Here is a 26475-nt window from a genome sequence, read left to right on the forward strand (position 1 = left end):
TGTTATGGCCATGTAAAATAGGATAAAATAGGTAAGGACAGCACGTAACGTGGAGGTCAAAAGATATATGAGTCTACTGGAAACCTCCGGCAGGGCGCAAGCTATAATGGGCCGCTACTTCTGGCGTTATCTTTTTTTAAGCCTGCGGCCCAAACAGTGGACGAAAAATGCCTTTGTCTTTGCCGCCATCCTTTTTTCCCGCCACCTGCTGGACATCCCCCTGCTGGTACGCACCATCCAGGTGTTTGTTATTTTTTGCCTCCTGTCCGGGGGCACCTACCTGGTCAATGACCTGGTCGACCGGGAAAGGGACCGCCACCATCCCCGCAAGAAGCACCGCCCCATTGCCGCCGGCCTGCTGGCTCCCCTGCCGGCGGCTGCGGCAGCCGTCATCATCCTGGCCGGTAGCCTCATCTGGGCCTTCACTTTGAGCTGGCAGGTGGGCCTAATAAGCCTCACCTATGCCCTTCAGACCCTGGCCTATTCCTTTTATTTAAAGCAAATGGTCCTCATTGATGTTTTCATCGTCGCTCTGGGTTTTGTCCTGCGGGTGACTGCCGGCGCTGCGGCCATTATGGTAGCGGTTTCGGCCTGGTTGCTCATAGCTGTTATCCTCCTGGCCCTTTTCCTGGCTTTATGTAAACGCCGCCATGAACTGGTCCTCCTGGACAACGCTACCGCCCACCGGGGAATCCTGGCTGAGTATTCCATAGAACTGCTGGACCAGCTTATTGCCACAGTTACCTCGGCTACCGTTGTCGTCTATGCCATTTACACCTTTATCGGCGCTGCCCGGCCCCAGCTGATGTATACCGTACCCCTGGTCCTCTTCGGCATCTGCCGCTACCTGTACCTGACCTACCACCGCCAGGGCGGCGGCGAGCCGGAAAGCCTGGTCCTCAAAGATAAGCCCCTGGCGGCCACCATCCTCCTCTGGGCGGCCAGCTGCTTTGTCATCCTGTACTGGTTATAAAGTTTGCAAAGCCCCTGGTACTTAAATAAAAACAGGAGCGGCGACCGGAGGGTTGGTATTTTGAGCTGGCTGGCCTTCACTAGCGGCAATTTAATAGTTTTGCTCACGGCCTTTTTTTTGATTCGCCGCCGCAGTCTGCTCCCCGCTGAAATGTTCCTGGCCATTTTTACCCTAGCTGCGGGGCAAATCGTATTCACCATGCTCCTGGCCGGTACCGTATTGCGCCTGACAACTACCAACCTGCTGGCGTTAAATTTAATTCTGCTTGCCGGTGCAATCCTGGTGGGGCGCCTCTTCCCTGGCCCCGGGCGTCCTCACCAATTCCGGCTTTATGCCGGCTGGCGCCATAATTTCTGGGCCAGGCTTTTACTTTTCCTGGCCTTCCTGGAAACCATCTGGCTCATATTCCTGGGGTACCTGTTTCCCCCCTATGCCTGGGACAGCCTCTATTATCACCTGACGGCAGTAGCCACCTGGCTCCAGGCCGGCCGGATTGTTTTAAGCCCCTATACCCTCTGGGCCAACGTGTATCCCATGAACACCGAGCTTATCTTTGCCTGGAACATGCTGCTTGCCGGCAGCGACCTGCTGGTCGACCTGACCCAGCTGCCCTTCGCCCTGGCCGGGGGCCTGGCCGTCTACGCCCTGGGGCGGGAAACAGGCTTAAAGCAGGCCAGCAGCGCCGTAGCCGGCTGCCTTTTTTTCCTGACGCCCATTGTCCTGGTCCAGAGCAAGACCTGCTATGTGGATGTCGCCTTTGCGGGCATGTTCCTGGTGGCCTTTTACTTTGCTTACCGCTATTACCATGACCCGCGGCGCGCCTATTTACTCCTGGCCGCCCTGGCCAGCGGCCTGACTTTCGGGATAAAGGCTTCCGCCGCTCCCTATGTGGCGGTAGTTTTTCTCTTTATCATCGCGGGCAACCTGGCGGCCAGGCGGGCAGCCAACCAGCCTTACAGGCAAAACCTGATCCTTTCCCTGGTTATCTTTGCCGGAGCCCTGCTCCTGTGGGGCAGTTTCTGGTACCTGCGTAACTGGCTGGCTTACGGCAACCCCTTTTTCCCCTTTACGTTTAAAGTGCTGGGGTATACCCTCTGGCCAGGCCAGGGCAGCGTCACCGACCTGATTATGGTCAAAAATACACCTCCGGAACTGGTAGGCCTGCCTTTCTGGCAGCAGTTATTGCGTTCCTGGCAGGAAACCAGTGGTCCCTACACCTTCGACCAGCGCCTGGGAGGCTTCGGCCCCCAGTGGCTCTACCTGGAAGCGCCGGCCCTGCTTGTGACCCTTACCCTTGCGCTGGTCCAGAGGCAGCGACGCCTCCTGCTCCTCCTCCTGCCTCTGACCCTGCTGTTCTGGCTCCAGCCGTCCAGCTGGTGGACGCGTTATACCATCTTCATTGTCGCCGCCGGAGCTTTAAGCCTGGCTTACCTGGAGGAGAGGCTGCCCCGCTTTTGGGCGCAGCCCTTGCGGGCCGCTACCCTGGCCCTGGTTCTCATCTCCCTTGCCGGCAGCTTAACCCACGGTTATTTTACCCCCCAGGTAATAGCCCGCTTCCTGGCCCTGCCCCCGGAACAGCGTACCTTTTTCCAGATCACACCCTGGGGTGATGAGTTGGCCTGGGTTGACCGGGTGCCTCCTGGTTCGCGCATTGCTTTTACGGAAACAGCCTTCCCCTACCTGCTCTTCGGTCCCCGCCTGGAAAACCGGGTCTACCGCGTCATTGCTACTTCGGAAGCTGACATGCTGGCCCAACTGCAAGCCTGGGATAGCCAGTACTTCTTGACAACAACTACCTCCCTCTATTACCGCTGGGCGCAAAAAAATCCGCAGGTCCTCCAGCCCTTTTTTACCTGCGGCGATTATGTAACCTACAAGGTGATGAAGTAGGCATACCACCTTTGCAGATAGAAAAGAAAAAAGCCGCCTTTCTTCGCTCTTGAAGAAGAAAGGCGGCCTCGCTGCCGGGCAAGAGCAACGCGGCGTGTTAACCCTTTACCTCATTGTTGCCGCCAGGAGGGCCTTGATGGTGTGCAGGCGGTTTTCGGCTTCATCGTAAATTACCGATTGCGGGCCATCCATAACCTCTTCCGTCACTTCAACGCCCCGGTCGGCCGGCATACAATGCATGTAAATAGCATCCTTGTGGCCGAGCTTCATGCGGCGGCCATCCATTACCCACGTATTGTATTTTTCAATCAGATCCAGGCCTTCCTCCCTGCTGCCGGTATAGGCTATGGGGCCCCAGCTCTTGGCGTAAATAATATGGGCATCTTTACAGGCTTCGTCCATGTCATGGACAATATTAAATTTGACGCCGTTTTCTTCCGCATTTTTCTTCGCCTGTTCTACAATTTCGGGTAATAAATGGAACTCGGGCGGATGGGCCAGGGTGACATTCATGCCAAAACGGCTCATCAGGAGGATAAGGGATTGGGGCATGGACAGGGGCCGGATATAATTGGGCGCGTAAGTCCAGCTAATGGTGAAATTGAGACCCCGGGTGTTTTTGCCGAACTTCTCTTGGATGGTCATGATATCAGCCAGGGCCTGGGTGGGATGGTATAAATCGCACTGCATGTTGATAACGGGGATGCGGGAATATTTGGCCAGCTCCCGGATATAGGCGTTTCCTTTTTTGTAAGTGCAGTAACGCACGCCCAGACCATCACCAAAGCGGCTTAAGACCTCTACCGTATCCTTGGCCGTCTCGCCATGGCCGATCTGGGTTGCCGAGGGAGTCAAGAAAATGGCATGCCCGCCCAGTTGGGTCATACCGGTTTCGAAAGCGTTGCGGGTACGAGTGGAGTTTTCAAAAAAGAGCATATAAAAGGTTTTATCCTCGAGCAGGCGGTGTTTTTCTCCTAAGGCTTTACGCCTTTTTAGATCAAAGGCAATATCCAGCACCGTATCGATTTCTTCTTTGGTCCACTCCTGCAGGGTAATCAGGTGTTTCCCGCGTAAATCGGTCTGCATATTGTTCCCCCCGTTGAGCTAAATTTTGCTTAATTACTTAAATCACGTTTAATCCAATTCAACTTTTTTTAGTAAAATCCTGCCGGGCAAGGATAAAAATTTTAAACACGGCCGGGAATAAAGCGGCCCTGGCCGGCCTGACCCAGGAAACGTCCTTGATCGTAGATAAGCCGGCCCCGCAGGTAGGTTGCTTCCAGGTAGCCCTGCAGGTGAAAACCTTCGAAGACAGTATAACCGGCTGCCGAATGAAGGTTTGCCGCCGTAAGGATAACCTGCCTGCGGGGATCAAAAATTACCAGATCGGCGTCGCTCCCGGGCCTGAGGCTTCCCTTGCGCGGGTAAAGGCCGAAAAGGTGGGCCGGGTTGGTGGATAGCACCTTCACCAGCTGGGGCAGGGTCAGCCAGCCGTTGCGGACGCCATAGGAATAAAGCAGGGATAATAAAGTTTCTGTTCCAGGTACCCCGGAGGGAGTATTATAAAAGGCCGTACCGGTATCTTTCTGCTCCCGGCTGTAGCTGCAGTGATCAGTAGCCACCACCTGGAGGGCGCCGGCGGCCAGGTGTCGCCAGAGGCTCTCGTTATCGGCCGCTGATCTTAAAGGCGGGCACACCAGGAAAAGGCGGCTGTCCGGTCCGGCGTATTTATCCCCGGTTAGGAGCAGGTAATGGGGGCAGGTCTCGCCGTAGACCCGCTGGCCTTTACTGCGGGCGGCGGCAATGGCTTCCGCGCCACCGCCGGTAGAGACGTGAACGATATAGACAGGTGCTCCGGCTTCCCCGGCCAGGGCAATGACGTCCTGGATGGCCTTGATCTCTGCCGTTGCCGGGCGGCTCAAGGCATGGTAGGCCGGGTCTGTCCGGCCGGCGGCGATCAGCGCTTCCCTCTTAGCCGTAACTATTTCATGATCCTCACAGTGAACCGTAACCAGGGCCCCGAGCCGGCGCGCTATTTTCAGCAGGCGGCCTATGGCGGCCAGGCTCAGGCGCTGGGCATAGGTGGTAAATACCTTGAAGCTGGTAACACCCTTGTCAACGACAGCCCTGAGTTCCGCTTCGTCTTCCTCCTGGCCGGGCAGGACCACCTGGTGCAGGCCGTAATCGACGCAGGCCTGTTCCCTGGCTTCATCCAGGCGCTTGTTCAGGGCTGCAGTCAAAGATTCCGCTGGGCTTGCCGGCTCGGCATAATCGATGACGGTAGTGACGCCACCGCAGGCAGCCAGCCGCGTCCCGGTAAACCAGTCGTCGGCCGTCATGAGCTCACCGATGGGCATCTGGTAATGGACGTGGGCATCGATGGCTCCAGGCATTATATATTTACCGGTTACGTCCCGGACTTCCGCACCTTCCGCAGTCAAATCCGCACCTACGGCGGCAATCTTTTCTCCCTTAATAGCCACGTCGGCCTGCTCTACCCGTTCGGCGGTTACAACCCACCCGCCCTTCAGCAAGAGGTCCACTTTAACCCTCCCCCGAAAAAGTAGTCATCCTGTGCTAGTTGAGCTGCAAATCTGCCAGGGCCTGCCGGAGGGCTTCCAGGGAGGGCTCCACCCGGATGGGTTCGCCGGCGGCCTTGATGGCATTGGCCACATCCTTGAGGCCGTTGCCGGTTACCAGCGTGACAACCTTTTCTTCCGGCTTAATAATCCCTTCCCGGACGGCTTTCATGAGCCCGGCCGTGCCGGCCACCCCGGCGGGTTCGCCGAAAACGCCGCAGGTGCGGCCCAGGACCCGCATAGCCGCCAGGATTTCTTCATCGCTGACGTTGATCATGATCCCGCCGGAGTCCCGGACGGCCCGCAGGGCCTTTTCGGGATTGCGGGGCACGCCGACGGCGATGCTGTCCGCCAGGGTATTTTCCTCCATGGGCCGCACCCTGGTGCCCTCCCGGTAGGCGCGGGTAATGGGGCAGCAGCCCTCGGCCTGGACCCCCAGCATCCGCGGCAGCTTCTCAATCCAGCCGGCTTTTTTCAGGTCCACCCAGGCTTTCCAGGCTCCGGCCATGGTACAGCCGTCGCCCACCGCCAGGACTACCCAGTCGGGTACTTCCCAGTGCAGCTGCTCGGCCACCTCCAGGCAGGCGGTCTTCTTGCCTTCCACCAGGTAGGGGTTAATGGCTGCATTGCGGTTATACCAGCCGTGCTCTTCTATAGCCGCCGCCGACAGGCGAAAGGCGTCTTCATAGGAGCCCTGGACGCTGATGACCGTAGCCCCGAAGATCAGGAGCTGGGCCACCTTGCCCTGGGGTGCCCGGCCGGGGACAAAGATCACGGCCTTGAGGCCGACAGAAGCCGCTGCTCCCGCAAGGGAAGAAGCAGCGTTACCGGTGGAGGAGCAGGCCACTACCGTGGCCCCTTCGGCCAGAGCCCGGGCCACGGCCACGGCCGAGGGCCGGTCCTTCAGGGAAGCGGTGGGATTAATCCCATCATCTTTAATATATAGCTCCTTTAAACCCAGCTCGGCCGCCAGGCGTTCGGCCCGGTAAAGGGGGCTCCAGCCTACCCTTAAAGGCGGCAGGGGTCCCTCCTGGGCCACCGGCAGGAAAGGACGGTAGCGCCACATAGAAGGCTCCCTGTTTCCGGCCAGGCTCTCTTTAGAAATATATTTGTTGATATAGTCATAATCATATTCCACGTCTAAGATACCGTCAGTTGATCCACAGATGGGGCAGGTATAAAAGCCGGGCCGGGGCTGGTAAGTCCGGCTGCAATTAATGCAGCGCAACTGGGTTATATTGCTGCTCACCTCAGGTCATCTCCTACGAAAATAACTTTGATCCATCTCACTTCCCATTTCGCGTATACGGCGTTCCTTCCAGGGGCAAGCGCAGGCGCAATTTGCCGTCGCGGCGGTAGTAGGCGCCGGCGACGGCCGCCGCCGTGGGAATGGTGGCCAGTTCGCCAACACCCTTGGCGCCATAGGCAAAGGGAGTGCCGCCCTTTTCTATCAAATGCACCTCCATCTGCGGCACCTGGTGACTGCGCAGGAGCCCCAGCCTGCCTAGGGTCTGGCGTACAGGTATTCCATACTGTACCGGGAAGTCTTCCGTCAGGGCATAACCCAGGCCCATGACAATGCCCCCTTCAATCTGGCCCTCCAGGTTTAAAGGGTTAATGGCCCGGCCCACATCATAGGCAGCCACTACTTTCGCCACGCGTCCCTCCTCATCCAGGATGACTACCTGGGTGGCATAGCTGTAGCCGACATGGGTTACAGGGTGCTCCTTGTTGGAATTAAGGGGATCAGTGGCGCCGTAGAATTCCCCCTGGAAAACCCGGCCTTCCAGGTCGGCAAGGGTACGGCCTTTCAAGGCTGCCGCCAGGTCCGCCGCCGCCCGGCGGGTTGCTTCCCCGGTAAAGAGGCTCTGGCGGGAAGCCGTGGTGCAACCGGCGTCGGGAGTCCGGGCCGTATCGGCAAGGACGCAATCAATGAGCGTTGCCGGCAGTCCGGTAGTCTCGGCGACAATCTGGATGAGGACCGCCTCCAGCCCCTGGCCCATGCAGGCCGCACCGGAGTAAATTTTTACCCTTCCGCCGCTGACCGCCAGCCTGGCCCGGCCCACATCGCGAGTACCAACACCGAGGCCGACATTTTTAAAACCGCAGGCAATGCCGGCGTAAGGGCTGCTTTCAAAGGCTTCCTTGACGGCCAGCAGGGTGTCTTTCAAGCCGATGTCGGCGCTGACTACCTGCCTGGTGCCCAGGGTGTCACCCGGTTCCAGGGCGTTCTGCCAGCGGATTTGCCAGGGGGATAGGCCGGTAGCTTCTGCCAGAAGGTTCATCTGGCTCTCTATGGCGAAGTTGGACTGGGGCACCCCAAAACCGCGGAAAGCCCCGGCCGGGGGATTATTGGTATAGACGGCCCGGCCGCGAATGGTAACGTTGGGGATGCGGTAGGGACCGGTAGCATGGGTGCAGGCCCGCTCCAGCACCTGGGCCCCCAGGGAGGCATAAGCGCCGGTGTCGGCCACCAGATCGGCCACCAGGGCCACCAGGTTACCTTTCTCATCACACCCCGTCGTCATGGTAATGGTCATGGCATGGCGCTTGGGGTGGCAGAGGATGCTTTCCCGCCGGGTCCAGGTCAATTTCACCGGTTTCTGGGTTGCCCAGGCCAGCAGGGCGGCATGATGCTGCACGCTCAGGTCTTCTTTGCCGCCAAAACCGCCGCCAACACACCTGTTAACAACCCGTACCTTTGCCGGTGGTAGATTCAGGAGGGAAACCAGCTGGGTATGGATCTCATAAACGCCCTGGGTGCCGGTATAGACCGTAAGGCCCCCGTCTTCAGGTACCGCCAGGGCGCTCTCCGGCTCCAGGAAGGCGTGTTCCGTAAAGGGCGTGGTATAAGTATTGGTTACCACGTGGGCGCAGGACTTTAAGGCTGCCTCGGCGTCCCCCTTTTTAACCATGGTTTCGCTCAATAAATTACCTCCGGGGTGCAGGGCCGGCGCCCCCGGCGCCAGGGCGTCTTGCGGCGAAGCCAGGGGGGGCAGCTCTTCATAATCAACTTTGATATAGTTTAATGCCGCCCTGGCTTCCTGTAAGCTTCTGGCCGCCACCAGGGCCAGGGCATCGCCGATATAGCGGGTTTCCTCGCCCACGGCCACCAGGGCCGGCCAGTCTTTATAAATATGCCCCTGATAGCGCTCCCCCGGAATATCGTCTGCAGTAAGGACGGCCACCACTCCGGGCTGCTCCTTAGCCGCCGTGACATCAATGGCCTTTACCTTCGCCCGGGCGCAGGGCAGGCGGAAAACGGCCCCATAAAGCATTCCCGGAACCTGCATGTCGTCGACAAAGATGGCTTCCCCCAGGACTTTGGCCCTGGCATCGGGCCGGAAAAAGGCTTTGCCCATACCGGCCGGTTCACCTGCCCGGGGCTCAATCTCGCCCCTTAAAGCGCGGCCGGCCAGCCGCACGGCCTCAATTATCTTCTGGTAACCGGTACAACGGCAGAGGTGGGCCTTGAAGGCCTGGCGGATTTCCTCTTCGCTTGGGGAAGGTTGCCGGTCGAGGAGGGCCTTGGCTTCCATGACCATCCCCGGCGTGCAAAAGCCGCACTGTACCGCCCCGGCCGCCGTAAAGGCGAAAGTATAAATCTCCTTTTCCCGCGGGCTCAAGCCCTCGATGGTAATGATCTCCCGGCCGGCGGCCCTGGCCACGGGTGTCCGGCAGGCCCGGACCGCCTTGCCGCCCATGATTACGGTGCAGGCGCCGCAGGTACCCTCGCCACAACCGTTTTTGGCCCCCGTTAGCCGTAAATCCTCCCGTAACACTTCCAGCAAGGTAGCGTCCTGGTGAACATCAACCACCCGCCGCCGGCCATTAACCTGCAATTCCAACCGCATGCCGTTCCCCCCGTTCGGCTTGGTTTCCCGGTTGCTAGGTGCAGTCCCCTCCTGATGTAAAGGGGATTTTAACGCATCTCTTTTATTTTCGCGTCGTAATACTCAATTTTGGCGTACTCGTCATCCCAGAAGGAGGGGCTCTTCATGGCGTCCAGGTATTCTCTGGTGTACCCAAAGGGCAACCAGTCTTTCTCCTTCTGCTGGAAGAGCCGTTCCTTGGCCTCCGGCCTGCGGGTGTCCAGAATATAATGGGTATGGGCCTTGAGGAAAATATCTTTAAACCAGCGTTCCAGGACAAAGTCCTCAATTTCCAGGGTCCGCCGGGCCAGGTCCTCCAGTACGGAAGGATAGCGGTCAAAACCGTCGGTGGCAACGGTCACCACATTATCGCCGGGGCCTAAACGCAGGTATTTGGCCATTTTAATGGCGCCCAGGATGTTGCAAATGCCGGAAGGACCGAAATTGTCGCGTAAGGCCAGGGCTTCGGCTTCTTTGACGCCATTCTTCATCAGGACTTCGGTACCATCCTGGAAGACCTTCAAGCCGCGGACGGTATCTTCATCGTGGATGAGGACAATAAAATCCGTATTGAGGACATTGTGGATGAGGGTGCACATCTTGTCGCCGATACCCTCAATGCGGTGCTGGCCGCGGCCCCCGTCATACAGGGTGGAACACTCATAGGGCTCCAGGGCCGCCACTTTACATTCCGGGAAAACCTTCTTAATCTGGTCGCCGGCAGCCAGGGTTCCCGCCGAGCCTGGGGCCGAAGTAAAGCAGGCGATACGGCCGTTGCCGATACCCCGGACGGCCTCAATGGCGGCATTACCGGTAACGTGGCGGTGGAAGCGGTAGTTGGGCAACAGCTCAAACTGGGCCAGGGCATAATTTTTCGGATCTTTTTTCAGTTCATAGGTGCGCTGCAGGGTCAAAATAACGTCGGACTCCGTGCCGGGAGTGAGGTCCAGCTCGCCGCCGTACTTGCGGATGCGTTCATAACGTTCCTTGCTCATGTTGTCGGGCATGATGACTACCGCCCGGAAGCCCAGGAGCTTGCAGATATAGGCCACGCCGATGCCGAAATTGCCCGTTGAGGGCCCCAGGATGGTATGTTCACCGGGCTTGATGACGCCGTCAACGCAGCCTTCAATCAGGGTGGCGTAGGCCGGGCCCACCTTGTGGGAACCGGACGGGAAGCCCCGACCCAGGAGGACGACGATATTGGCGTCCACCCCCGTCACTTCCGGGGGGAGCACCATTTTCCGCACCTGGTTGTTTTCGTCTTTCCAAGTGATGTTGAACAGGTTAATGGGGTCCAGCTCATCCTCCTTGAGGGCTTTTAAGGCCCGCTGTCTTATTGCCGGGTCAATTTGCTCCGGGTCGCACATCTCCGTGAAGGTCGGGCCAAAGGGAATCTTACCCGCCATATGGATCCCTCCAGTTAAATGTAATATTACTGAGTGCAAAAAACTTCACTCACACTTATGGTATAGTTCGACGTGGAAAAAATAAACCCTCCTTTTATAGCTAAAAAGGAGGGTTTTATTTTACTGCTTTTTATCTTTTTCATCCTCACTTCAGCAGCCCGTCCCGGTCGCGGTGGGCCAGGCGGGAGGAAGCGGCGGCGGCGATGGCGGCCACCAGGTCGTCGAGGAAGGTGTTGACCTTCTCGTTTTTCTTGCTGTTGACCACGCCGATGATGCCCGGCTTGACCTTGTCCAGGTAACCGAAGTTGGTAAAACCGATGGAACCGTAAATATTGACTATGCTCAGGGCCAAGACCTCGTCAATGCCGTACAGGCCGTCGTCACTCTTCAGCATGGTGGCCAGGGGTTCGGCCAGTTGCCCCTTTTCGGCCAGCTCATCAATGGCTATGCCGGTAAAGACGGCGTTCTGGACCTCCCGCTTTTCCAGCACCCGCTCAACGCTTTCGCGGCAGGCGGCCATGGTAAGGTTAGGAATATATTTTTGCTGGACTTCATATACCAGGCGGGCGATATCTTCCAGCGATACCCCCCGCCGTTCCATCCAGGTTATGGCCAGCTGCTTGAGCAACAGGGAACTGGCATATTGATTTTCCTTTGGCTGTGCCACACTCACTGCTCCTGTCCCCCCTCGTTATAAGAAGTAACCCTATTATAACATAAATTCATTATTTTTACCGCAGCTTTTCCCGCAGGTGCAAAATAGCCTCCAGCACACCCCCGGCGATGGCCCGGGCTTTGTCGGAAATGGTGAAGCAGTAGTCCCGTTCACCGCGGGGGTCGATGTCGCCGACCTTCATCCCTCTGGTGACTTCCAGGCCGTCGTGGAGGATACCCCGCAGCACGCCGCTGATCCGCGCCCGCAGGGGCACATCGCCAACCATGGCCACTGTTTCGCCAGCGGTTACCGGGTCGCCGATGGCCTTGCATCCCTTAAATATACCATCTGCCGGCGCCCTCAAGACCCTTTCTTCGGTATAGCCCATGACTTCACCCGGGATACCGGTATTGGGCAGGGCTTCGCCCTGCCAGATGACCCGGCCGAGATAATGGCCGCGCCTTGTCTCCACTACCGCGTGGGCGTCACGGCCGGCCGTAAAGCCAGGCCCCAGGGCGATGACAATGGGTGCCTGCTCTATGCTTGTCCCCAGGTTGGTCTTGGCCATGATGGCATCTACGACAATTTCCGGCCGGAGGGCCGCGATAACCCCGGCCCGGGGATCCACCAGCACGGCAATTTCTCCCTGCGTGGCTTTCGTTAGGGCCTCCTCCGGGCCGGTCACCAGCCGGGCCGTAACTCCCTCTACAGTAACGGCGCCGGAATAAACCGCTTCGGCAAAGGCCACGGCCCGGCGGATTACCGTTGGCCGGGCTATTTCCGTCATGATTACCGGAAAACCGGCTTGTTGGAGACGGTGGGCCACACCGCTAGCCAGATCCCCCGCCCCTTTGATGACCACCAGATGTCGCACTTTCCTGCCCCCTGGAAATTTAGTTAGAAGTCAGAGTTGGCAAAAGTTACTGCTCCCCCAGCCAGTCCCGGTAATCAGCCGGGGTATCGATATCCTGCACCACTCCGGGGCAGTCCACTTCTACCGCCAGCACTTCCTCCGGATGAACCCGGATAATCTCCCTGGCTCCCACATCCCCCTGCTGGGCCATGATTTCCGGCCAGAGAGTGCGGTCGATGAGAACCGGATTGCCCCGCCGTCCCTGGTAAACGGGAACAATAATCTTTTTCCCTCCCTGCCGGTAAGCGCCACACAACCGGGTGATGACTTCCGGCGTGACTCCCGGCTGGTCGGCCAGGACAAAAAGGGCGGCCCGGCTTTCCGGCCCGAGGGCGGCCAGCCCGGCCTGCAGGGAGGTGCTGAGGCCCCGGCGGTAGCCGGGATTGTAAGCCAGATTTACCCGTAAGCCTTCCAGGGCCGCTACCACCCTGCCGGCCTCGTGACCCAGGACCACGACAACATTCCCCGGTAAGGCTGCCTGGGCCGTGGCTACCACCCGTCGTACCATTGGCTGGCCGGCTATTGACAATAGTTGCTTGCCGCCGCCAAGGCGCTCCCCGGTCCCGGCGGCCAGGACAACTATTCCCACCGGCCCGGCCGTTCTCGTTGCCTGTCGCAGTATTACCTGGCGCACCGGCGCCGGGGTGGCCACCGCACCCAGGATAACCTTCTCGCCGCCGGCGGCGAGGACGGCCCCGGCCACGGACCTGCCCGCCCGCAGCAGTTCATAATCTTCAGCCTGGTTTAACAAAACCACCCATTGCGCCGCCGGCGGCACCCCTTTACGCCCGCCGCGAGGATGGACCAGGAGCCGGGCCACATCATGGTCTGTCACCAGGAAGCCCTCTTCCCGTCCCAGCAGACCTGCCGCCAGCCGGGGGCGGTGGACAAAGGGGGCGGCCAGGGGCCGCCCCAGCACCGGCAGGCCGGCGACCGTCACCACCATGGTTGTCACCGGCGGGATGACCGGCTCGTGGTCCGCCGGGACCTTGAGGAGGGCTCCCGCCGCTCCATCGCCCTCGAGGAGGAGGTAATCAATATCCAGTTCTGCCAGCGCAGTTACGCCTGCCGCGTCCAGGCCCTTAATCTTACCCTGGTCAGTAACCCCAGACCCGCAGGTGATCAGATTCCCCCTCTTTAGACCGGCTGCCACACCTGCTGCCAGGCTGGCGGTATCGCTGGTAATGACCGGTTCCGCCAGCTGCCGGAGCTGGCTTAAAAGCATTTTTGTGGTCGGGGCAACAACCACCCGGCGCCCAGCGGCTGCCAGTTCGCGGGCCAGACAAATAAGGGCCGAGGTTTTACCCCCTGCCCCGACAACAGTGATGATCTCTCTGGCCTGTAACCCCAGGGCCTGGTATAAGCGCATCGAAAAATCCCCCAAGAACACTTAATAATAACCCGGCATTATAAACAGCTAAGGGCGCCGGCCTCCATCAGGGACTTTAAAACTGGGGGGGCGTAATGGCCGAAATAAAGACCAGGTCTTTGTTTCCGGCACTCCACAGCTTGTGGGGGATGGAGGCGTAATAGTAGATGCTGTCCCCCGCTTCCAGCCGGTAGACTTCCCCGCCGATGTCGATTTCCATAATTCCCTCGAGGACGACAATGCATTCTTCCCCCGGGTGCGCCAGGGGCTCGTCGCAGCTGGCCGCTCCCGGCTCCAGGCGGCCCATCATCACTTCCATCTTACGGTTTAAATCCGGTGAAAGGAGTTCATAGGTCAAGTGGGAGCGGGGAAAACGCAGGACCTTGCGCTGGTCTTTCCGCACTACCGGGCTGTGGTCTTCATGATTTAATAGGAAATAAAAAATAGGGATATCCAGAGCCTCGGCAATTTTGCGTAAAGAGGTAATAGAGGGATCGGCCAGATCCCGTTCCACCTGGCTTAAAAAACTGGAAGTGAGACCGGTTTTTTCCGCTACATCCTTGAGGCTCATGCCCCGCTCCCGGCGTAGGTTGCGTATCTTCTCTCCAAGCACTCTTTACCCTCCCAGTGGCTCGATAAATACATCCATAATCCCGCCACAGACCATGCCTTCGTCGGCAGCTGTGTCGGCCGTCAGGTCCAGGTGATATATTTCCGGCTCCCCCTTTTCCAGGACCAGCAATGCCCGCTGGCGAATGGCCGCTTCGGCACAACCGCCGCCGATGGTTCCCAGGGTTTGGCCCCCGGCAGTGATCAGCATCTGGGTTCCGGCTTCCCGGGGCGCCGAACCCTTGACCCGGATTATAGTCGCCAGGGCACAAGGCTCTCCCTGCTCCATCAATCTAACCGCCCCTTGAACAAGCTCCCGGTCCATCTTGCTGGCTCCCCCGCTTAAGTCAACTGAACTCCTTAAGTATTTATTACAACATATTTAACTCTTTTTCCTTCTTTGCTGACAATCTTTATCTTTATTTTTCGCTGCTAAAAAATAACCGCCGGCTCTTAAAGAGGGGCGGTAGATTTAAGCTCCACGTCGATAAACCCGGATAATCTCCGCCAGGATACTGACGGCAATCTCCGCCGGCGTTTCAGCACCGATGTCCAGGCCGATGGGGGCATGAATTCGCTCCAGGGCCGCTTCACTTACACCCTCGGCCAGCAGGCGCTCTTTAACCCCCTGGACGCGCCGCCGGCTGCCGATCATGCCGATATAGGCCGCCGGAGAGTCGATTACGGCCCGCAGGCAGTCATAATCATAGCGGTGGCCCCGGGTGACGATAACGATAAAAGTGGAGGGAGTGAGCTTAATTTCCTGCAGGGCCGCCGTAAAGTTATTACAAATTATTCTATCGGCTGCTGGGAATAGGGCGCGATTTGCGAAGTCAGGACGGTCGTCAATTACGCTTACCCGGTAGCCGGCCAGTTTGGCAACCGCAGCAACCTTCTGGCCCACATGGCCGCCCCCCAGGACGATAACTTCCGGTTCGGGGAGCACCGGTTCCAGGAAAAGGGTTACGCCGCCCGCATCCAGGTCTATGGTTTCCAACCGGGGCCGGCGCCCGGCTAAAACCTCCCTGGCCCGTTCAGCTACAGCGGCTTCCAGATTTGCTGATCCCAGGCTGCCGTAATGACCCTCCGGAGTCCATAGGAAACGGTTGCCAGGTGCCACTCCCGGCAGGCCTGCTTCTGCTTTGACTACCGTAGCGGCTACTCCCGGCTGCTGACCCTCCAGGGCCGCCAGGAGCTGCCGGAAAAAGGCCAATTTATCCATGGCTGCTCTCCTTCCTCCGTCAACCCAGACTTTTTGCAGGCCTCTTAACCTGACTCCCAAAACATTTCCCACTTACCGGGTGGACCATGGTCAGCCTTCATGAGAGAGGCGGCCGCAACCATCGGCCGCTGCCAAATTGCCTTCCAGGCAAAAATCTACAAACTCCGCCATGGTATTTACGACGGCGTCCGGACGGGCGGCCAGCAGGCGTTCCCGGGGGATCCTGCTCCACCCCGCTGCCACGCTCGTTACCCCACCCGCCCTTGCTGCCATAATATCGTGGGGGCTGTCGCCGATCATTGCTACTTCAGCTGGAGCAAGCTGTAATAGCTCAAGGCCGCGCCGGACCGGCTCCGGACCCGGCTTGTGGCTGCGCACGTCTTCCATGGTAACCACTACCGGGAAAAAATCTTCCAGGTGGAAAAGGCGCAGGCCATAGAGGGTGGTTTCCCGCACGCGGGAAGTAACGATACCGAGCTTGATACCTGCCGCCCGGAGCTCTTCCAGGCCTTCCCGCACCCCCGGGCAGGGCCGTACCAGGGTGTCAAAATGTTCCTCGCTGAAGCGGCGGTAAATGGGGAGCATCTCTTCTACGAGATCGGACTGACCTGGTACAAAGGCGCTCAAGCCGTCCCGCAGGGGGATGCCAAAATAAGGGTAAATCTCTTCCGGAGCTACCTTCCGGCCCAGGTATGGCGCCAGGGTATGCTGGAAGGACTTGATCACCAGTTCGGAGGTATCCACCAGGGTGCCGTCAAAATCAAAGAGTACGCCGGCGAACAAAACCCCTCCCCCCTTACAGCCGTTCCTTCAGCAGCTGGTTCACCAGACCGGGGTTGGCCTTGCCCCTGGTGGCCTTCATCACCTGGCCCACCAGGAATCCCAGGGCCTTGTCTTTGCCGTTGCGGTAATCCTCAACCACACCCGGGTTGGCGGCCAGGACTTCCTCGACAATCTGCGTCAGGGCGGCCACATCGCTGATCTGGACCAGGCCCTTTTCCTCGACTATCTGGCGCGCCCCTTTACCGGTGGCAAACATCTCTTCCAGGACCTGCTTGGCAATCTTGCCGCTGATGGTCCCTTCCTTTTGCAGTTGCAAGAGACTCGCCATTTCTTCCGGCGGTACCGGAGATTGTCCCGGTTCCAGGTTGCCGGCATTTAAAAGGCGCAGGAAGTCGCCCATGATCCAGTTGCTGACGGTCTTGGCGTCGGGATAGAGGGCCACCACCCGGTCAAAATAATCGGCGAGATCCCGCGAGCTGGTAATCACCCCGGCATCGTAGGCCGGCAGGCCATAATCGTCAATCAAGCGGCGGCAGCGAGCGTCGGGCAACTCCGGCAGTTCCCTGCGCACCCGCTCGATCCAGGCGGCGTCAATCTCTAAAGGTACCAGGTCGGGGTCAGGGAAATAGCGGTAATCCTGGGCTTCTTCCTTGGTGCGCATGACATACGTCACGCCACGGTTCTCATCCCAGGCCATGGTGGCCTGCTCCACCCGGCCGCCGCTTTCCAGGATGGCAATCTGGCGCTCGATCTCATACTCCAGAGCCCGCTGCAGGGAGCGGAAGGAGTTCAGGTTCTTCACTTCCGTCTTGGTGCCGAAGGACTGGCTCCCCCGCGGCCGCACCGACACATTGGCATCACAGCGTAACGATCCTTCTTCCATCTTGCAGTCGGACACATCCAGGTATTGGAGGATGGCCCGCAGCTTTTCCATGTAAGCCCGGGCTTCGGCCGGCGAGCGCAGGTCCGGCTCGGAGACGATCTCCAGCAGGGGTACCCCCGTCCGGTTGTAGTCCACCAGGGAGTAACCGCCGTCGGGACCGTCGACGTGAATCAGCTTGCCGGCGTCTTCTTCCATATGCACCCTGGTGATGCCGATAATCCGTTCTTCGCCGTCAACGGTAATCTTTAAATGGCCCCCCCTGGCCAGGGGCAGGTCGTACTGGGATATCTGGTAGTTTTTGGGTAGATCCGGGTAATAGTAATTCTTGCGGTCAAACTTGCAGAAGGTTGCCACCTGGCAGTTCAGCGCCAGGGCCGTCTTTAGCCCGAACTCCACCACCCGCCGGTTAATGACCGGCAGCACCCCGGGCAGCCCCAGGCAGACGGGGCAGACATGGGTGTTGGGTTCACCGCCGAAGGCCGTGGTACAGCCACAGAAAGCCTTGGCATTGGTTTTCAGCTCCACATGGACTTCCAGGCCGATAACAGCTTCATATTCCACTTTAAGCCACTCCCAGCTCCGGCCGCCGCCGGTGATATTCGGTAGCTTGTTCAAAGGCGTAAGCTACCCGCAGCAGGGTTGCCTCATCAAAGGCTTTACCGATCAACTGCAGGCCAACGGGCAGCCCCTGGCTGAAGCCGCAGGGGATGGAGAGGGCCGGCAACCCGGCCATATTAACAGGAATAGTGCAGAGGTCAGACATATACATAGCCAGGGGATCCCCTGCTTTTTCCCCTAAACGGAAAGCTACTGTAGGCGATGTTGGGGTTGCCAGCAGGTCGTATTTGTTAAAGGCGGCTTCGAAATCCCGGCGAATAAGGGTCCTTACCTTCAGGGCTTTCAGGTAATAAGCGTCGTAGTAGCCCGAACTCAAGGCGTAGGTACCCAGCATGATGCGCCGCTTTACCTCCGGTCCAAAACCCCGGCTCCTGGTGTTCATATACATTTCAATAATGTCTTTGCCCGGCACCCGGAGACCGTAACTGACGCCGTCATAACGGGCCAGGTTGGAGGAAGCCTCCGCCGGGGCCACCAGGTAATAGGCCGGCAGGGCGTATTCCGTATGGGGCAGGGAAGTCTCTTCGCAAATGGCCCCCATTTCCTCAAGTTTGGCAATGGCCCGGCGGACGACCGTCTCGACCTCCGGTTCCATGCCGGCACCGAAATACTCCCGCGGTACACCTATTTTTAAACCTTTAATTTCAGGTTTTAAAGCCGCCCGGTAATCAGGTACCGGCAGGTCGGCCGAGGTGGAATCAGAGGGATCATGACCGGCAATGACCCCCAGGACCAGGGCGCAATCGGTGACATCCCGGGTAATGGGGCCGATCTGGTCCAGGGATGAGGCGAAGGCCACCAGGCCATAACGCGACACCCGGCCATAGGTGGGTTTCATACCGACGACGCCGCAAAAGGAGGCCGGCTGGCGGATGGAACCGCCGGTATCGGACCCGAGGGCATAACAGGCCTCCCCGGCGGCCACGGCCGCTACCGAACCGCCGCTGGACCCGCCCGGCACCCGCTCCAGGTCCCAGGGATTACGGGTCGGGAAAAAGCCGGAGTTTTCCGTGGAGGAACCCATGGCAAATTCATCCATATTAAGCTTGCCCAGCATTACCGCTCCGGCATCTTTAAGGCGCCGGACCACGGTAGCGTCATAGGGGGGCACCCACCCGGCCAGCATCCGGGAAGCACAGGTTGTCCGTACTCCTTCGGTGCAGAGGTTGTCCTTTAAGGCCATGGGCACGCCGGCCAGGGGCCCCGGTTCCTCCCCCCGGGCGCGGGCCGCGTCAACGGCTTTAGCCTGCTCCAGGGCCTCTTCGGCCGTCCGGGTTAGATAAGCCTGCACCCGGCCATCGACGGCCTCGATGCGCTCGAGCATGGCTTCGGTAACCTCTACGGCGCTGACCTCGCGGCGCTGTAAAAGATCGCCCAGCTCATGGGCGGTCAAATAGTGTAAATCCATCTTCCACACCTCCCGGTCTAAACTACCCGCGGCACTTTAAACTGCCCTTCACTGGCTGCCGGTGCCCCGGCCAGGGCCTTTTCCCGGGGTAGCCCGGGTCGCGCTACGTCATCGCGGAATACATTGCGCAAGGGCAACACGTGGGCTGTAGGCTCCACATTTTCCGTGTCCAGGGCGTTCAATTTGTCCATATATTCCAGGATGGCATTTAGCTGCTCGGTGTAGGCCGCCTTTTCCTCAGGAGACAGCTTCAGGCGGGCCAGCAGGGCGACGTGTTCTACCTCCGCTGTCGTGATAGGCATATATAATAACCACCTTTTTAAGGTATACTTTCTGCCTAATTATAACAGAAGGGGTGACTAAGGGCAATCCTCGCCTGGTTAAGCCCGGTCATATAGATCTTCTCGCCGCCAGGCTCGTTTTCCTTCCAGCAATCGTTTTAAACCGTCCGCATCTATCACCGGCACCCCCAGTTCCCGGGCGCGGGTGTACTTGGATCCCGGCTTTTCGCCGGCCACCAGGTAATCGGTCTTTTTGCTCACGCTGCTTACAACCTTGCCCCCGGCGCGGGTAATGAGCTCTTCTGCTTCCTTGCGGGTAAGGCCCGGCAGGGTGCCGGTGATGACAAAGGTCTTGCCGCTTAAAGGCCCGGCCGGAGCGGCCGCTCTTTCAGCTTCCATTCGTACCCCGGCTTTTTTCAGCTTCTCCAGGACGGCCAGATTTCTCGGTTCGGCAAAAAATTCCCGGATACTCTCAGCAATACGGGGGCCTATATCGGGCAGGGAGGTCAATTCCTCCTCTGAGGCCGCGATTAGCTTCTCCAGGGAGCCGAAGTGGCCGGCCAGGGTCCGCGCCGCCCGCTCGCCCACATGGCGAATGCCGAGACCGAAAAGCAGGCGTTCCAGGGGCCTGTCCTTGGCTGCGGCAATGGCCGCAATGAGGTTGCTGGCCGACTGCTCGCCAAAGCGCTCCAGCTTTAACAGGTCTTCCTTTTGCAGGTAGTAGAGGTCGGCCGCATCACGAATGAGGCCGGCCTCCAGGAGCTGGGAAATGATGGCCGGCCCCAGGCCCTGGATGTCCATGGCTCCCCGGGAGGCAAAGTGGATGATCCCTTCCAGGACCTGGGCCGGGCAGGCTAAACCCCCGGTGCAGCGGTGGGCCGCTTCTCCCGGCGGGCGGACTACTGCCGCGCCGCAGGCCGGGCACTTCTCCGGCATGGTAAAAACCTCTTCCGCTCCGGTACGATGTTCGGGCAGGACCTCCACCACTTCCGGGATGATGTCGCCGGCCTTCTGGATAACTACCGTATCGCCGATGCGGATGTCCTTTTGCCGGATGTAGTCTTCATTATGCAAGGTAGCCCGGCTGACGGTAGTTCCGGCCAGGCGCACCGGCGTTAAAATAGCTGTTGGTGTCAGGACGCCCGTGCGCCCTACCCGGAGGATAATCCCTTCCACCCGGGTCGTTGCCTGCTCGGCCGGGAATTTATAGGCCACGGCCCAGCGCGGCGCTTTGGCCGTCGCGCCCAGGACGGGATGCAGGGCCAGGTCGTTAACCTTGATCACCAGGCCGTCGATTTCATAGGGTAAGGCAGCGCGGCGCTCCGGTGTCCAGGCCTTTACTTCTGCCAGCACAGCCTGGATGTCCCGGGCCAGGAAGCGGTAAGGGTTGACGGGTAAACCCAGTTCGGCCAGGAAGTCCAGGGCGGCGGCCTGGGTAGTAACTTGTGCTCCGGTGACTTTGATTACCTGGTAGACAAAAAGGCTTAAATTGCGGCTGGCCGTCACTTTGGGATCCAGCTGGCGCAGAGAGCCGGCCGCGGCATTGCGGGGATTGGCGAAGAGGGGCTCCCCGGCCTCCTCCCGTTCGGCGTTCAGGCGGGCAAAGGCCGCCTTGGGCATGTAGACTTCCCCCCGCACTACCAGGTGGGGCAGGGGTTGCCGCAAGCGCAGGGGGAGCAACGGGATGGTCCGTAGATTCGCCGTCACTTCTTCTCCCACCTGGCCGTCGCCCCGGGTGGCCCCCAGGCTAAAAACCCCGTCAATATAGGTGAGGGCCACCGTCAGGCCGTCTATTTTAGGCTCGATCAGGTAGGACACCTCGCCGCCGGTTATTTCCCGCACCCGGCGGTCGAAATCCAGCAAATCGCCCTCATCGAAGGCGTCATTTAAACTCAATAAAACTTCCGGATGCCGGACGGGGTTGAATTCTTCCCGGGGCGCTCCGCCTACCCGCTGGCTGGGAGAATCCGCTGTCAGGAGTTCCGGGTAGGTTTCTTCCAGGGCTATCAATTCCTGCATCAGGGCGTCGTATTCCCGGTCGCTGATCACCGGCTGGTCGAGGACGTAGTAGCGGTAATTATGTTCTTCGATCAGGCGCCGCAGTTCTTCTACCCTCTGCCGGGCCTCAGCCAGATCCATACAATCTCCCCTTTATACGAAAATCGCCAGATTGATATTTATGCCTCTACACCTTTCTAACGGGAGCGTAGCGGACCATGAGGTGCTTGATACCCTTTTCGGGGAAGGCTACGCTGATAACTGTATCCTCGCCTTCGCCACTGATTTTTACAACAACGCCGAGGCCAAAACTATTATGCTGGACTTTATCCCCCAGTTGCCAGTCATACTGGACCCGGGGAGCCGTCCCGCTCCCGTGCCGGCTCTGCTGGCTGCCGGTCATACCACCACCGGGACTTGCCGGCCCGGCCTGTCCATCCCTGGCAATTAAATCAGGCGGTATTTCCGCCAGGAAACGGGAAGGAGGGTTGCTCATGGTACTGCCGTAAAGGTTGCGGGTCCAGGCATGGGTCAGGTAGAGGACTTCTTTCGCCCTAGTCATACCCACATAGCAGAGACGGCGTTCTTCCTCCATTTCCTCCGGGTCCTCCAGGGAGCGAAAGTGGGGGAAAACCCCTTCCTCCAGGCCCGCCAGGAAGACCACCGGGAACTCCAGGCCCTTGGCCGTATGCATGGTCATGAAGACCACGGCGTTACCGCCGCTGTAGGTATCGCTTTCGGCCACCAGAGCCACCTGGGCCAGGAAATCGGCGAGCTCAGTTTTCTCACTACCCTGGTCATAATTCCTGGTGACCGTCAGGAACTCCTTTAAGTTTTCCAGCCGCGCCTGGGCTTCCGGCGTTTTCTCCGCTTCTAACTCGGCCTGGTAACCGGTTTCCCGCAAAATGGCGGTCACCATAGCCGTTATTGTTAAGTTTTCCTGCTGCTGGCGCAGGTTATCCAGCAGGGTTATCATTTCCTGGAGGGCCTGCCGTCCTTTAGCGGGAATACCGGGGATGTTCTCCAACTGCTGTAAAGCCCGGTAAAGGCTTAAACCCCTGCTCGCAGCAAAGGCTTCCAGGCGGGCCAGGGAGGTTTCGCCGATACCCCGCCGCGGGACATTGATAATCCTTAAGAGGCTCGTGGCGTCATCGGGGTTGGCTATCACCCTTAAGTAGGCCAGGATGTCCTTGATCTCTTTCCGCTGGTAGAATTTCAAGCCGCCGACGATTTCATAGGGAATACCCGCCTGGAGGAAGGCCTCTTCCAAAGCCCGCGATTGGGCATGGGTACGGTAGAGAACGGCAAAATCGCTGAAGGGCCGGCTTTCCTGGGTGTGGCGGCGGTAAATTTCAGCAGCAATATAATTACCTTCATCGCGTTCATCATTGGCGCTGTAAAGGTGCAGCAGTTCCCCTTCCCGACGCCGCGTCCAGAGCCGTTTTTCCTTGCGGCCCACATTATGCTGGATAACGGCATTGGCCGCCTTGAGGATGGGCTGGGTGGAGCGGTAATTCTCCTCCAGGAGGATTACCCGGGCATTGGGAAAATCCTCTTCAAAGGCCAGGATATTGCCGATGTCGGCCCCGCGCCAGCCGTAAATGCCCTGGTCCGGGTCGCCGACGACGCAGAGGTTTTCACCTTTACCGGCCAGCAGGCGCACCAGGACATACTGGGCATGATTGGTATCCTGGTACTCGTCCACCAGGATATGCTGCCAGCGCTGCTGGTAGTAACGCAAAATCAGGGGGTTATTCTGCCACAGGGCTACCGTCTGCATGATAAGGTCATCAAAATCCATGGCATTGGCGGCTTTAAGCCGCTCCTGGTAGCGACGGTAGATAATGCCCTGCTGCTGTTCTTTTACAGTAGCGCTCCAGCTCAGGTATTGTTCGGGTGTCTGCAAGGAGTTTTTAGCATTGCTGATAACATGGGCTACCGAGCGGGGCGGGAACTTTTTCTCATCCAGGTTTAGTTCCTTTAAAACCTCGCGAAGGACGGCCTGCTGGTCGTCGGTGTCGTAAATGGTGAAATTGGGCCGGTAACCCAAAAGGTGCCCGTCCCGCCTTAAAATGCGCACACAGGCCGAGTGGAAGGTGCTGACCTGGAGGCGCCGGGCCGCGTTACCCACCAGCCCCTCCAGGCGTTCCTTCATTTCCTGGGCCGCTTTATTGGTAAAGGTCACCGCCAGGATATTTTCCGGCGCCACCCCTTCCTGAATGAGGGAGGCTACCCGGTAGGTCAAAACCCTGGTTTTGCCGCTTCCGGCACCGGCCAGCACCAGGAGGGGCGCACCGCGGTGCTTTACGGCTTCTTGCTGGGGCTTGTTAAGTAAAGCCATAAAGTCTGCCAAGATCTTCACACTCCCAAACATAACTTATATTCGCCCCCATAGATAAAAAACCTGCTACGTGGTTCTTTTCTTTCTCTCCATCCAGGGAAGGGTTGCATATAATGCAGCAGAGAATAAAGTATATGTGAGGTGAACAAATTGTTTATAAGGGACGCCGATAAGCAAATAATCCGCCTGAAGGCTCCCCAGCAAGAGAAAGGCATTGCGGCTGCCCTGACCGTCCTGGAAGATAATTACCAGGAAGGCGAGAAAAATACCAGCGTCTCCAGTCAGCTGGCAGGCAGTACTCCTGCACCCGCAGAAGAAGAGCCGCCCTGCCCAACACCAGGCCAGGACCATAACCAGCCCCTGACCCTGGCCGCCCACAGTCAGGCCCTCTTCCGGGAAGCTATTTTAAACGGCACCGTTAATCAGGTGCTGGACGAGTTGCGGGTATGGATCGAAAAAATCCGGGCTTTCTTGCTGTATGCCGATACCGGTATCGAGACGGCCGGTAATATTGTTAACATTGCCAAAGGCACCCTGGAAAAGGAACTGGGCCTGTCCCCGGCCGCCGCTACCACCGGCCCCGTAACTATGCAGCTGCCGACCTCATCCTTACAATTAGTGTGGAACCTCATCCGCACCCCGGAATTCCAGCAATTTACCGGCCGGATGCTGGCCCAGATCCTCAAAATGGGCCTCACCCCGCCCCCGCAAGGAGAAAGCTCTGGCTAGAGCCAGAGCTTTCTCCTTTGACAAAAGGCCCTACGCGGGCCGGTGATATTTTGGTCGCCAGACTTAGGATCTGGTGAGATTATACCTTGCCTCTTCTAATATAAATAGTCCTCCTCCGGCCTACCAGTCCAGCAGGCGCTTTTCTCCTTCCAGGGCGCGGATGTCCGTCACGTCCTGGGTGACCTCCACCACGCCCCGGTAGCGGCCCTCAGCGTCGCGCACGGCGAAATAACGAATATGAATGAAGCGGCCGTTCATGGTGAGCCAGAATTCAGCCTCATTCCTGGTACCGTCGCGGAATTCGGCCAGAATCTTCTCCACCACATGAACGCTGGCCGGGGGGTGGCAGTTCTGCACTTTACGGCCGATGATAGCCGGGCTGCGGGTAAAAATGCGGTGCTTACCGGCGGAATAATAGCGGACGTTGTCATTCTCGTCAACAAAGGTGATATCTACAGGCAAATGGGTTAAAAGGAGGTTCACCTGTTCCGGGGTCAACCTGCCGGTAGCTAACTCGATTGCCCCTGCCGGGCCTTCTTTTTCCTGCGCATCCGGGGCGGTCCCGGCCGCCTGGCGCGGCCGCCATTCGTTCCCGGGAGAAACCAGGGCGTAGCCTATTTCCTCTTCACCCCGGCGTACCTCCACCCAGTCGGAGGGTGTAAGTTTTTCCATGGCCATGGGAAAGAGGATGCTTTCTTCCTTATTAATCATTTCCACTATAGCCGTGAGCAGTTCGTTTCCCTGGTTGATAACAGTAGCCAGATCATCTTCATCCACGGCACGGGTTACCTTTTTCAACATAGCCCGGATGTCGTCGTGGAGCTGCCACATGACCTTGGGCGGGCCGTATACTCCCCGCCGTTCCAGCAGCGGAAACAGCTGGTGCTCCTTGCGGAGGTAATGTTTGTCGATTTCCGCCAGGCGGGCCAGCTCTTTTTTAATTTCTTCCTTCCGCCGCCGGAAAACTTCCCGGCCTTCCTTATCTGCCGCCTTAATTTCCCCCAGGAGCTTCTTCAGGGCCTCCACCACGCCGCGTATGGCTTCGTTCTCCAGGCGGAAGGTGTGGACGGGGTGGCCGGGCGGGGTGGGTTCAACCTGCTGTTCGGCCAGGGATTCTTTAAACAGGGCGACGTGAACATCGCATAAGCGCTTGATCTCCTCTTCCGGCATGCCCTCGGCAATAAGCCGGCTTTCCATAGCCGCGATTTCACCCGGGCTGACGTTACGAATCAGCCTAGCAAAGCGTTGTTTCAGCTCTTCCAGGTCCTTACCGGCATGTAAATCCCGGATAATCCCCTTTAAAATTTCCTGGCGCTCTTCCCGGGCATCCAGCAGTTCACTCACGACCATTTCTCCTTTTCGCTTATTTACTAAAATGTTTCCCTGGCCAAAGTCCGGGTTATGCATCTTTGCACTCAAAAAAACCTCTTTACTTGCACGCCAGGGCCGGCGCCGGGCACTGTTGGCACTATTTTGTTATTTTATTCCTTCCTTCCCGGTGGTATAATAAACCAGTAAAAATCTCACAACAAAGTAGAGGTGAAGGAAATGGAGCCGGATAAGAAACAGGCTGACAGCAGGCCCCTAGAAGCCCGGGCGGCCGTTTTAAGCGAGCTGGTCGGTTACCAGGAGGGCTCTATCGTCAGCCGGACGATTATTGATAAAAAGACAGGTACGGTAACCCTCTTCGCCTTCGCTGCCGGCCAGGGCCTGAGCGAGCACACGGCGCCCTACGACGCCCTGGTGCACGTACTGGACGGGGAAGTGGAAATTACCATCGCCGGCAAGCCTCTCCATGTAAAGACGGGGGAGGCCGTAATCATGCCCGCCAACCAGCCCCACGCCCTGCGGGCGCTAACAAATTTCAAGATGGTCCTGACCATGATCCGGTCCTGAGAGAACCATGTAAAAAATTCCGCCATAATGACCCCCAGGGTCATTAT

Annotated in this window: 22 protein-coding genes; 4 read left to right on the forward strand and 18 right to left on the reverse strand. The window is 58.5% G+C overall.

Annotated features, from left to right (window positions below; all coding sequences use genetic code 11):
* The first annotated feature begins 67 nt into the window (after window positions 1-67).
* The gene (locus MCACP_RS10965; protein ID WP_406676798.1) at window positions 68-973 is read left to right on the forward strand and encodes a decaprenyl-phosphate phosphoribosyltransferase; all 906 of its coding nucleotides are present in this window, start codon (window positions 68-70) and stop codon (window positions 971-973) included.
* Between the two features lie 60 nt (window positions 974-1033).
* A complete protein-coding gene (locus MCACP_RS10970; RefSeq protein ID WP_406676799.1) occupies window positions 1034-2863 on the forward strand; it encodes an ArnT family glycosyltransferase in 1830 nt (609 codons plus the stop codon).
* 105 nt (window positions 2864-2968) lie between these two features.
* Here MCACP_RS10970 and argF read toward each other — a convergent pair whose 3' ends face one another.
* The 17 genes from argF to pcrA form a co-directional block, all read right to left on the reverse strand.
* Entirely contained in the window at window positions 2969-3949 is a 981-nt protein-coding gene (argF, locus tag MCACP_RS10975) for an ornithine carbamoyltransferase (protein WP_406676800.1), read from the reverse strand.
* Window positions 3950-4050: 101 nt separating this feature from the next.
* Window positions 4051-5406 carry a dihydropyrimidinase gene (gene hydA, locus MCACP_RS10980; RefSeq protein WP_406676801.1) on the reverse strand — a complete coding sequence of 452 codons (1356 nt, stop codon included), beginning with the start codon at window positions 5404-5406 and terminating at the stop codon, window positions 4051-4053.
* A gap of 34 nt (window positions 5407-5440) precedes the next feature.
* On the reverse strand, window positions 5441-6691 hold the full coding sequence (locus MCACP_RS10985) for a threonine synthase (RefSeq protein ID WP_406676802.1): 1251 nt from the start codon (window positions 6689-6691) through the stop codon (window positions 5441-5443).
* 37 nt (window positions 6692-6728) lie between these two features.
* The gene (xdh, locus tag MCACP_RS10990; RefSeq protein WP_406676803.1) at window positions 6729-9296 is read right to left on the reverse strand and encodes a selenium-dependent xanthine dehydrogenase; all 2568 of its coding nucleotides are present in this window, start codon (window positions 9294-9296) and stop codon (window positions 6729-6731) included.
* 68 nt (window positions 9297-9364) lie between these two features.
* Window positions 9365-10723, reverse strand: coding sequence for a PLP-dependent cysteine synthase family protein (locus MCACP_RS10995; RefSeq protein ID WP_406676804.1), 1359 nt, complete (start codon window positions 10721-10723; stop codon window positions 9365-9367).
* Window positions 10724-10868: 145 nt separating this feature from the next.
* Window positions 10869-11324: a phosphatidylglycerophosphatase A family protein gene (locus MCACP_RS11000; protein WP_406678741.1), complete on the reverse strand. Its 456-nt coding sequence runs from the start codon at window positions 11322-11324 to the stop codon at window positions 10869-10871.
* A 130-nt stretch (window positions 11325-11454) separates the two neighbouring features.
* Window positions 11455-12252 carry a selenium-dependent molybdenum cofactor biosynthesis protein YqeB gene (gene yqeB / locus MCACP_RS11005; protein ID WP_406676805.1) on the reverse strand — a complete coding sequence of 266 codons (798 nt, stop codon included), beginning with the start codon at window positions 12250-12252 and terminating at the stop codon, window positions 11455-11457.
* A gap of 46 nt (window positions 12253-12298) precedes the next feature.
* Window positions 12299-13660 carry a selenium cofactor biosynthesis protein YqeC gene (yqeC, locus tag MCACP_RS11010; protein WP_406676806.1) on the reverse strand — a complete coding sequence of 454 codons (1362 nt, stop codon included), beginning with the start codon at window positions 13658-13660 and terminating at the stop codon, window positions 12299-12301.
* Window positions 13661-13736: 76 nt separating this feature from the next.
* Window positions 13737-14273, reverse strand: a complete 537-nt coding sequence (locus MCACP_RS11015; protein ID WP_406676808.1) for a cupin domain-containing protein — start codon at window positions 14271-14273, stop codon at window positions 13737-13739.
* 3 nt (window positions 14274-14276) lie between these two features.
* On the reverse strand, window positions 14277-14594 hold the full coding sequence (locus MCACP_RS11020) for an XdhC family protein (RefSeq protein ID WP_406676809.1): 318 nt from the start codon (window positions 14592-14594) through the stop codon (window positions 14277-14279).
* Between the two features lie 147 nt (window positions 14595-14741).
* Window positions 14742-15491, reverse strand: coding sequence for an XdhC family protein (locus tag MCACP_RS11025; protein ID WP_406676810.1), 750 nt, complete (start codon window positions 15489-15491; stop codon window positions 14742-14744).
* A 90-nt stretch (window positions 15492-15581) separates the two neighbouring features.
* Complete coding sequence (locus MCACP_RS11030; RefSeq protein WP_406676811.1) at window positions 15582-16274, reverse strand: HAD family hydrolase; 693 nt, start codon at window positions 16272-16274, stop codon at window positions 15582-15584.
* 13 nt (window positions 16275-16287) lie between these two features.
* Window positions 16288-17718 carry an Asp-tRNA(Asn)/Glu-tRNA(Gln) amidotransferase subunit GatB gene (gatB, locus tag MCACP_RS11035; RefSeq protein ID WP_406678742.1) on the reverse strand — a complete coding sequence of 477 codons (1431 nt, stop codon included), beginning with the start codon at window positions 17716-17718 and terminating at the stop codon, window positions 16288-16290.
* A 1-nt stretch (window position 17719) separates the two neighbouring features.
* Window positions 17720-19183: an Asp-tRNA(Asn)/Glu-tRNA(Gln) amidotransferase subunit GatA gene (gene gatA, locus MCACP_RS11040; RefSeq protein WP_406676812.1), complete on the reverse strand. Its 1464-nt coding sequence runs from the start codon at window positions 19181-19183 to the stop codon at window positions 17720-17722.
* A gap of 17 nt (window positions 19184-19200) precedes the next feature.
* A complete protein-coding gene (gatC, locus tag MCACP_RS11045; RefSeq protein WP_406676813.1) occupies window positions 19201-19485 on the reverse strand; it encodes an Asp-tRNA(Asn)/Glu-tRNA(Gln) amidotransferase subunit GatC in 285 nt (94 codons plus the stop codon).
* A gap of 78 nt (window positions 19486-19563) precedes the next feature.
* Window positions 19564-21603: an NAD-dependent DNA ligase LigA gene (ligA, locus tag MCACP_RS11050; protein WP_406676814.1), complete on the reverse strand. Its 2040-nt coding sequence runs from the start codon at window positions 21601-21603 to the stop codon at window positions 19564-19566.
* 46 nt (window positions 21604-21649) lie between these two features.
* Entirely contained in the window at window positions 21650-23836 is a 2187-nt protein-coding gene (pcrA, locus tag MCACP_RS11055; RefSeq protein ID WP_406676815.1) for a DNA helicase PcrA, read from the reverse strand.
* A gap of 117 nt (window positions 23837-23953) precedes the next feature.
* On the opposite strand from pcrA, the gene MCACP_RS11060 reads away from it, so the two are divergent.
* The gene (locus MCACP_RS11060; RefSeq protein WP_406676816.1) at window positions 23954-24532 is read left to right on the forward strand and encodes a hypothetical protein; all 579 of its coding nucleotides are present in this window, start codon (window positions 23954-23956) and stop codon (window positions 24530-24532) included.
* Between the two features lie 120 nt (window positions 24533-24652).
* On the opposite strand, the gene MCACP_RS11065 is transcribed toward MCACP_RS11060, so the two are convergent.
* The gene (locus tag MCACP_RS11065) at window positions 24653-25876 is read right to left on the reverse strand and encodes a DUF438 domain-containing protein (RefSeq protein ID WP_406676817.1); all 1224 of its coding nucleotides are present in this window, start codon (window positions 25874-25876) and stop codon (window positions 24653-24655) included.
* A 204-nt stretch (window positions 25877-26080) separates the two neighbouring features.
* Here MCACP_RS11065 and MCACP_RS11070 point away from each other — a divergent pair, with 204 nt between their 5' ends.
* On the forward strand, window positions 26081-26428 hold the full coding sequence (locus MCACP_RS11070) for a cupin domain-containing protein (RefSeq protein ID WP_273177680.1): 348 nt from the start codon (window positions 26081-26083) through the stop codon (window positions 26426-26428).
* Window positions 26429-26475 lie beyond the last annotated feature (47 nt).

Source organism: Neomoorella carbonis (genome assembly GCF_045278715.1).
GTDB classification, from domain to species: domain Bacteria; phylum Bacillota; class DSM-521; order Neomoorellales; family Neomoorellaceae; genus Neomoorella; species Neomoorella carbonis.

Coding starts and splice junctions, on each gene's coding strand:
- gatA (WP_406676812.1), bottom strand. CDS start 19,183: ATGGATTTACACTATTTGACCGCCCATGAGCTGGGCGATCTTTTACAG.
- argF (WP_406676800.1), bottom strand. CDS start 3,949: ATGCAGACCGATTTACGCGGGAAACACCTGATTACCCTGCAGGAGTGG.
- MCACP_RS11025 (WP_406676810.1), bottom strand. CDS start 15,491: ATGGATAAATTGGCCTTTTTCCGGCAGCTCCTGGCGGCCCTGGAGGGT.
- MCACP_RS10965 (WP_406676798.1), top strand. CDS start 68: ATGAGTCTACTGGAAACCTCCGGCAGGGCGCAAGCTATAATGGGCCGC.
- gatC (WP_406676813.1), bottom strand. CDS start 19,485: ATGCCTATCACGACAGCGGAGGTAGAACACGTCGCCCTGCTGGCCCGC.
- yqeC (WP_406676806.1), bottom strand. CDS start 13,660: ATGCGCTTATACCAGGCCCTGGGGTTACAGGCCAGAGAGATCATCACT.
- xdh (WP_406676803.1), bottom strand. CDS start 9,296: ATGCGGTTGGAATTGCAGGTTAATGGCCGGCGGCGGGTGGTTGATGTT.
- MCACP_RS11070 (WP_273177680.1), top strand. CDS start 26,081: ATGGAGCCGGATAAGAAACAGGCTGACAGCAGGCCCCTAGAAGCCCGG.
- pcrA (WP_406676815.1), bottom strand. CDS start 23,836: ATGTTTGGGAGTGTGAAGATCTTGGCAGACTTTATGGCTTTACTTAAC.
- ligA (WP_406676814.1), bottom strand. CDS start 21,603: ATGGATCTGGCTGAGGCCCGGCAGAGGGTAGAAGAACTGCGGCGCCTG.
- MCACP_RS11000 (WP_406678741.1), bottom strand. CDS start 11,324: ATGGAACGGCGGGGGGTATCGCTGGAAGATATCGCCCGCCTGGTATAT.
- MCACP_RS11020 (WP_406676809.1), bottom strand. CDS start 14,594: ATGGACCGGGAGCTTGTTCAAGGGGCGGTTAGATTGATGGAGCAGGGA.
- MCACP_RS10995 (WP_406676804.1), bottom strand. CDS start 10,723: ATGGCGGGTAAGATTCCCTTTGGCCCGACCTTCACGGAGATGTGCGAC.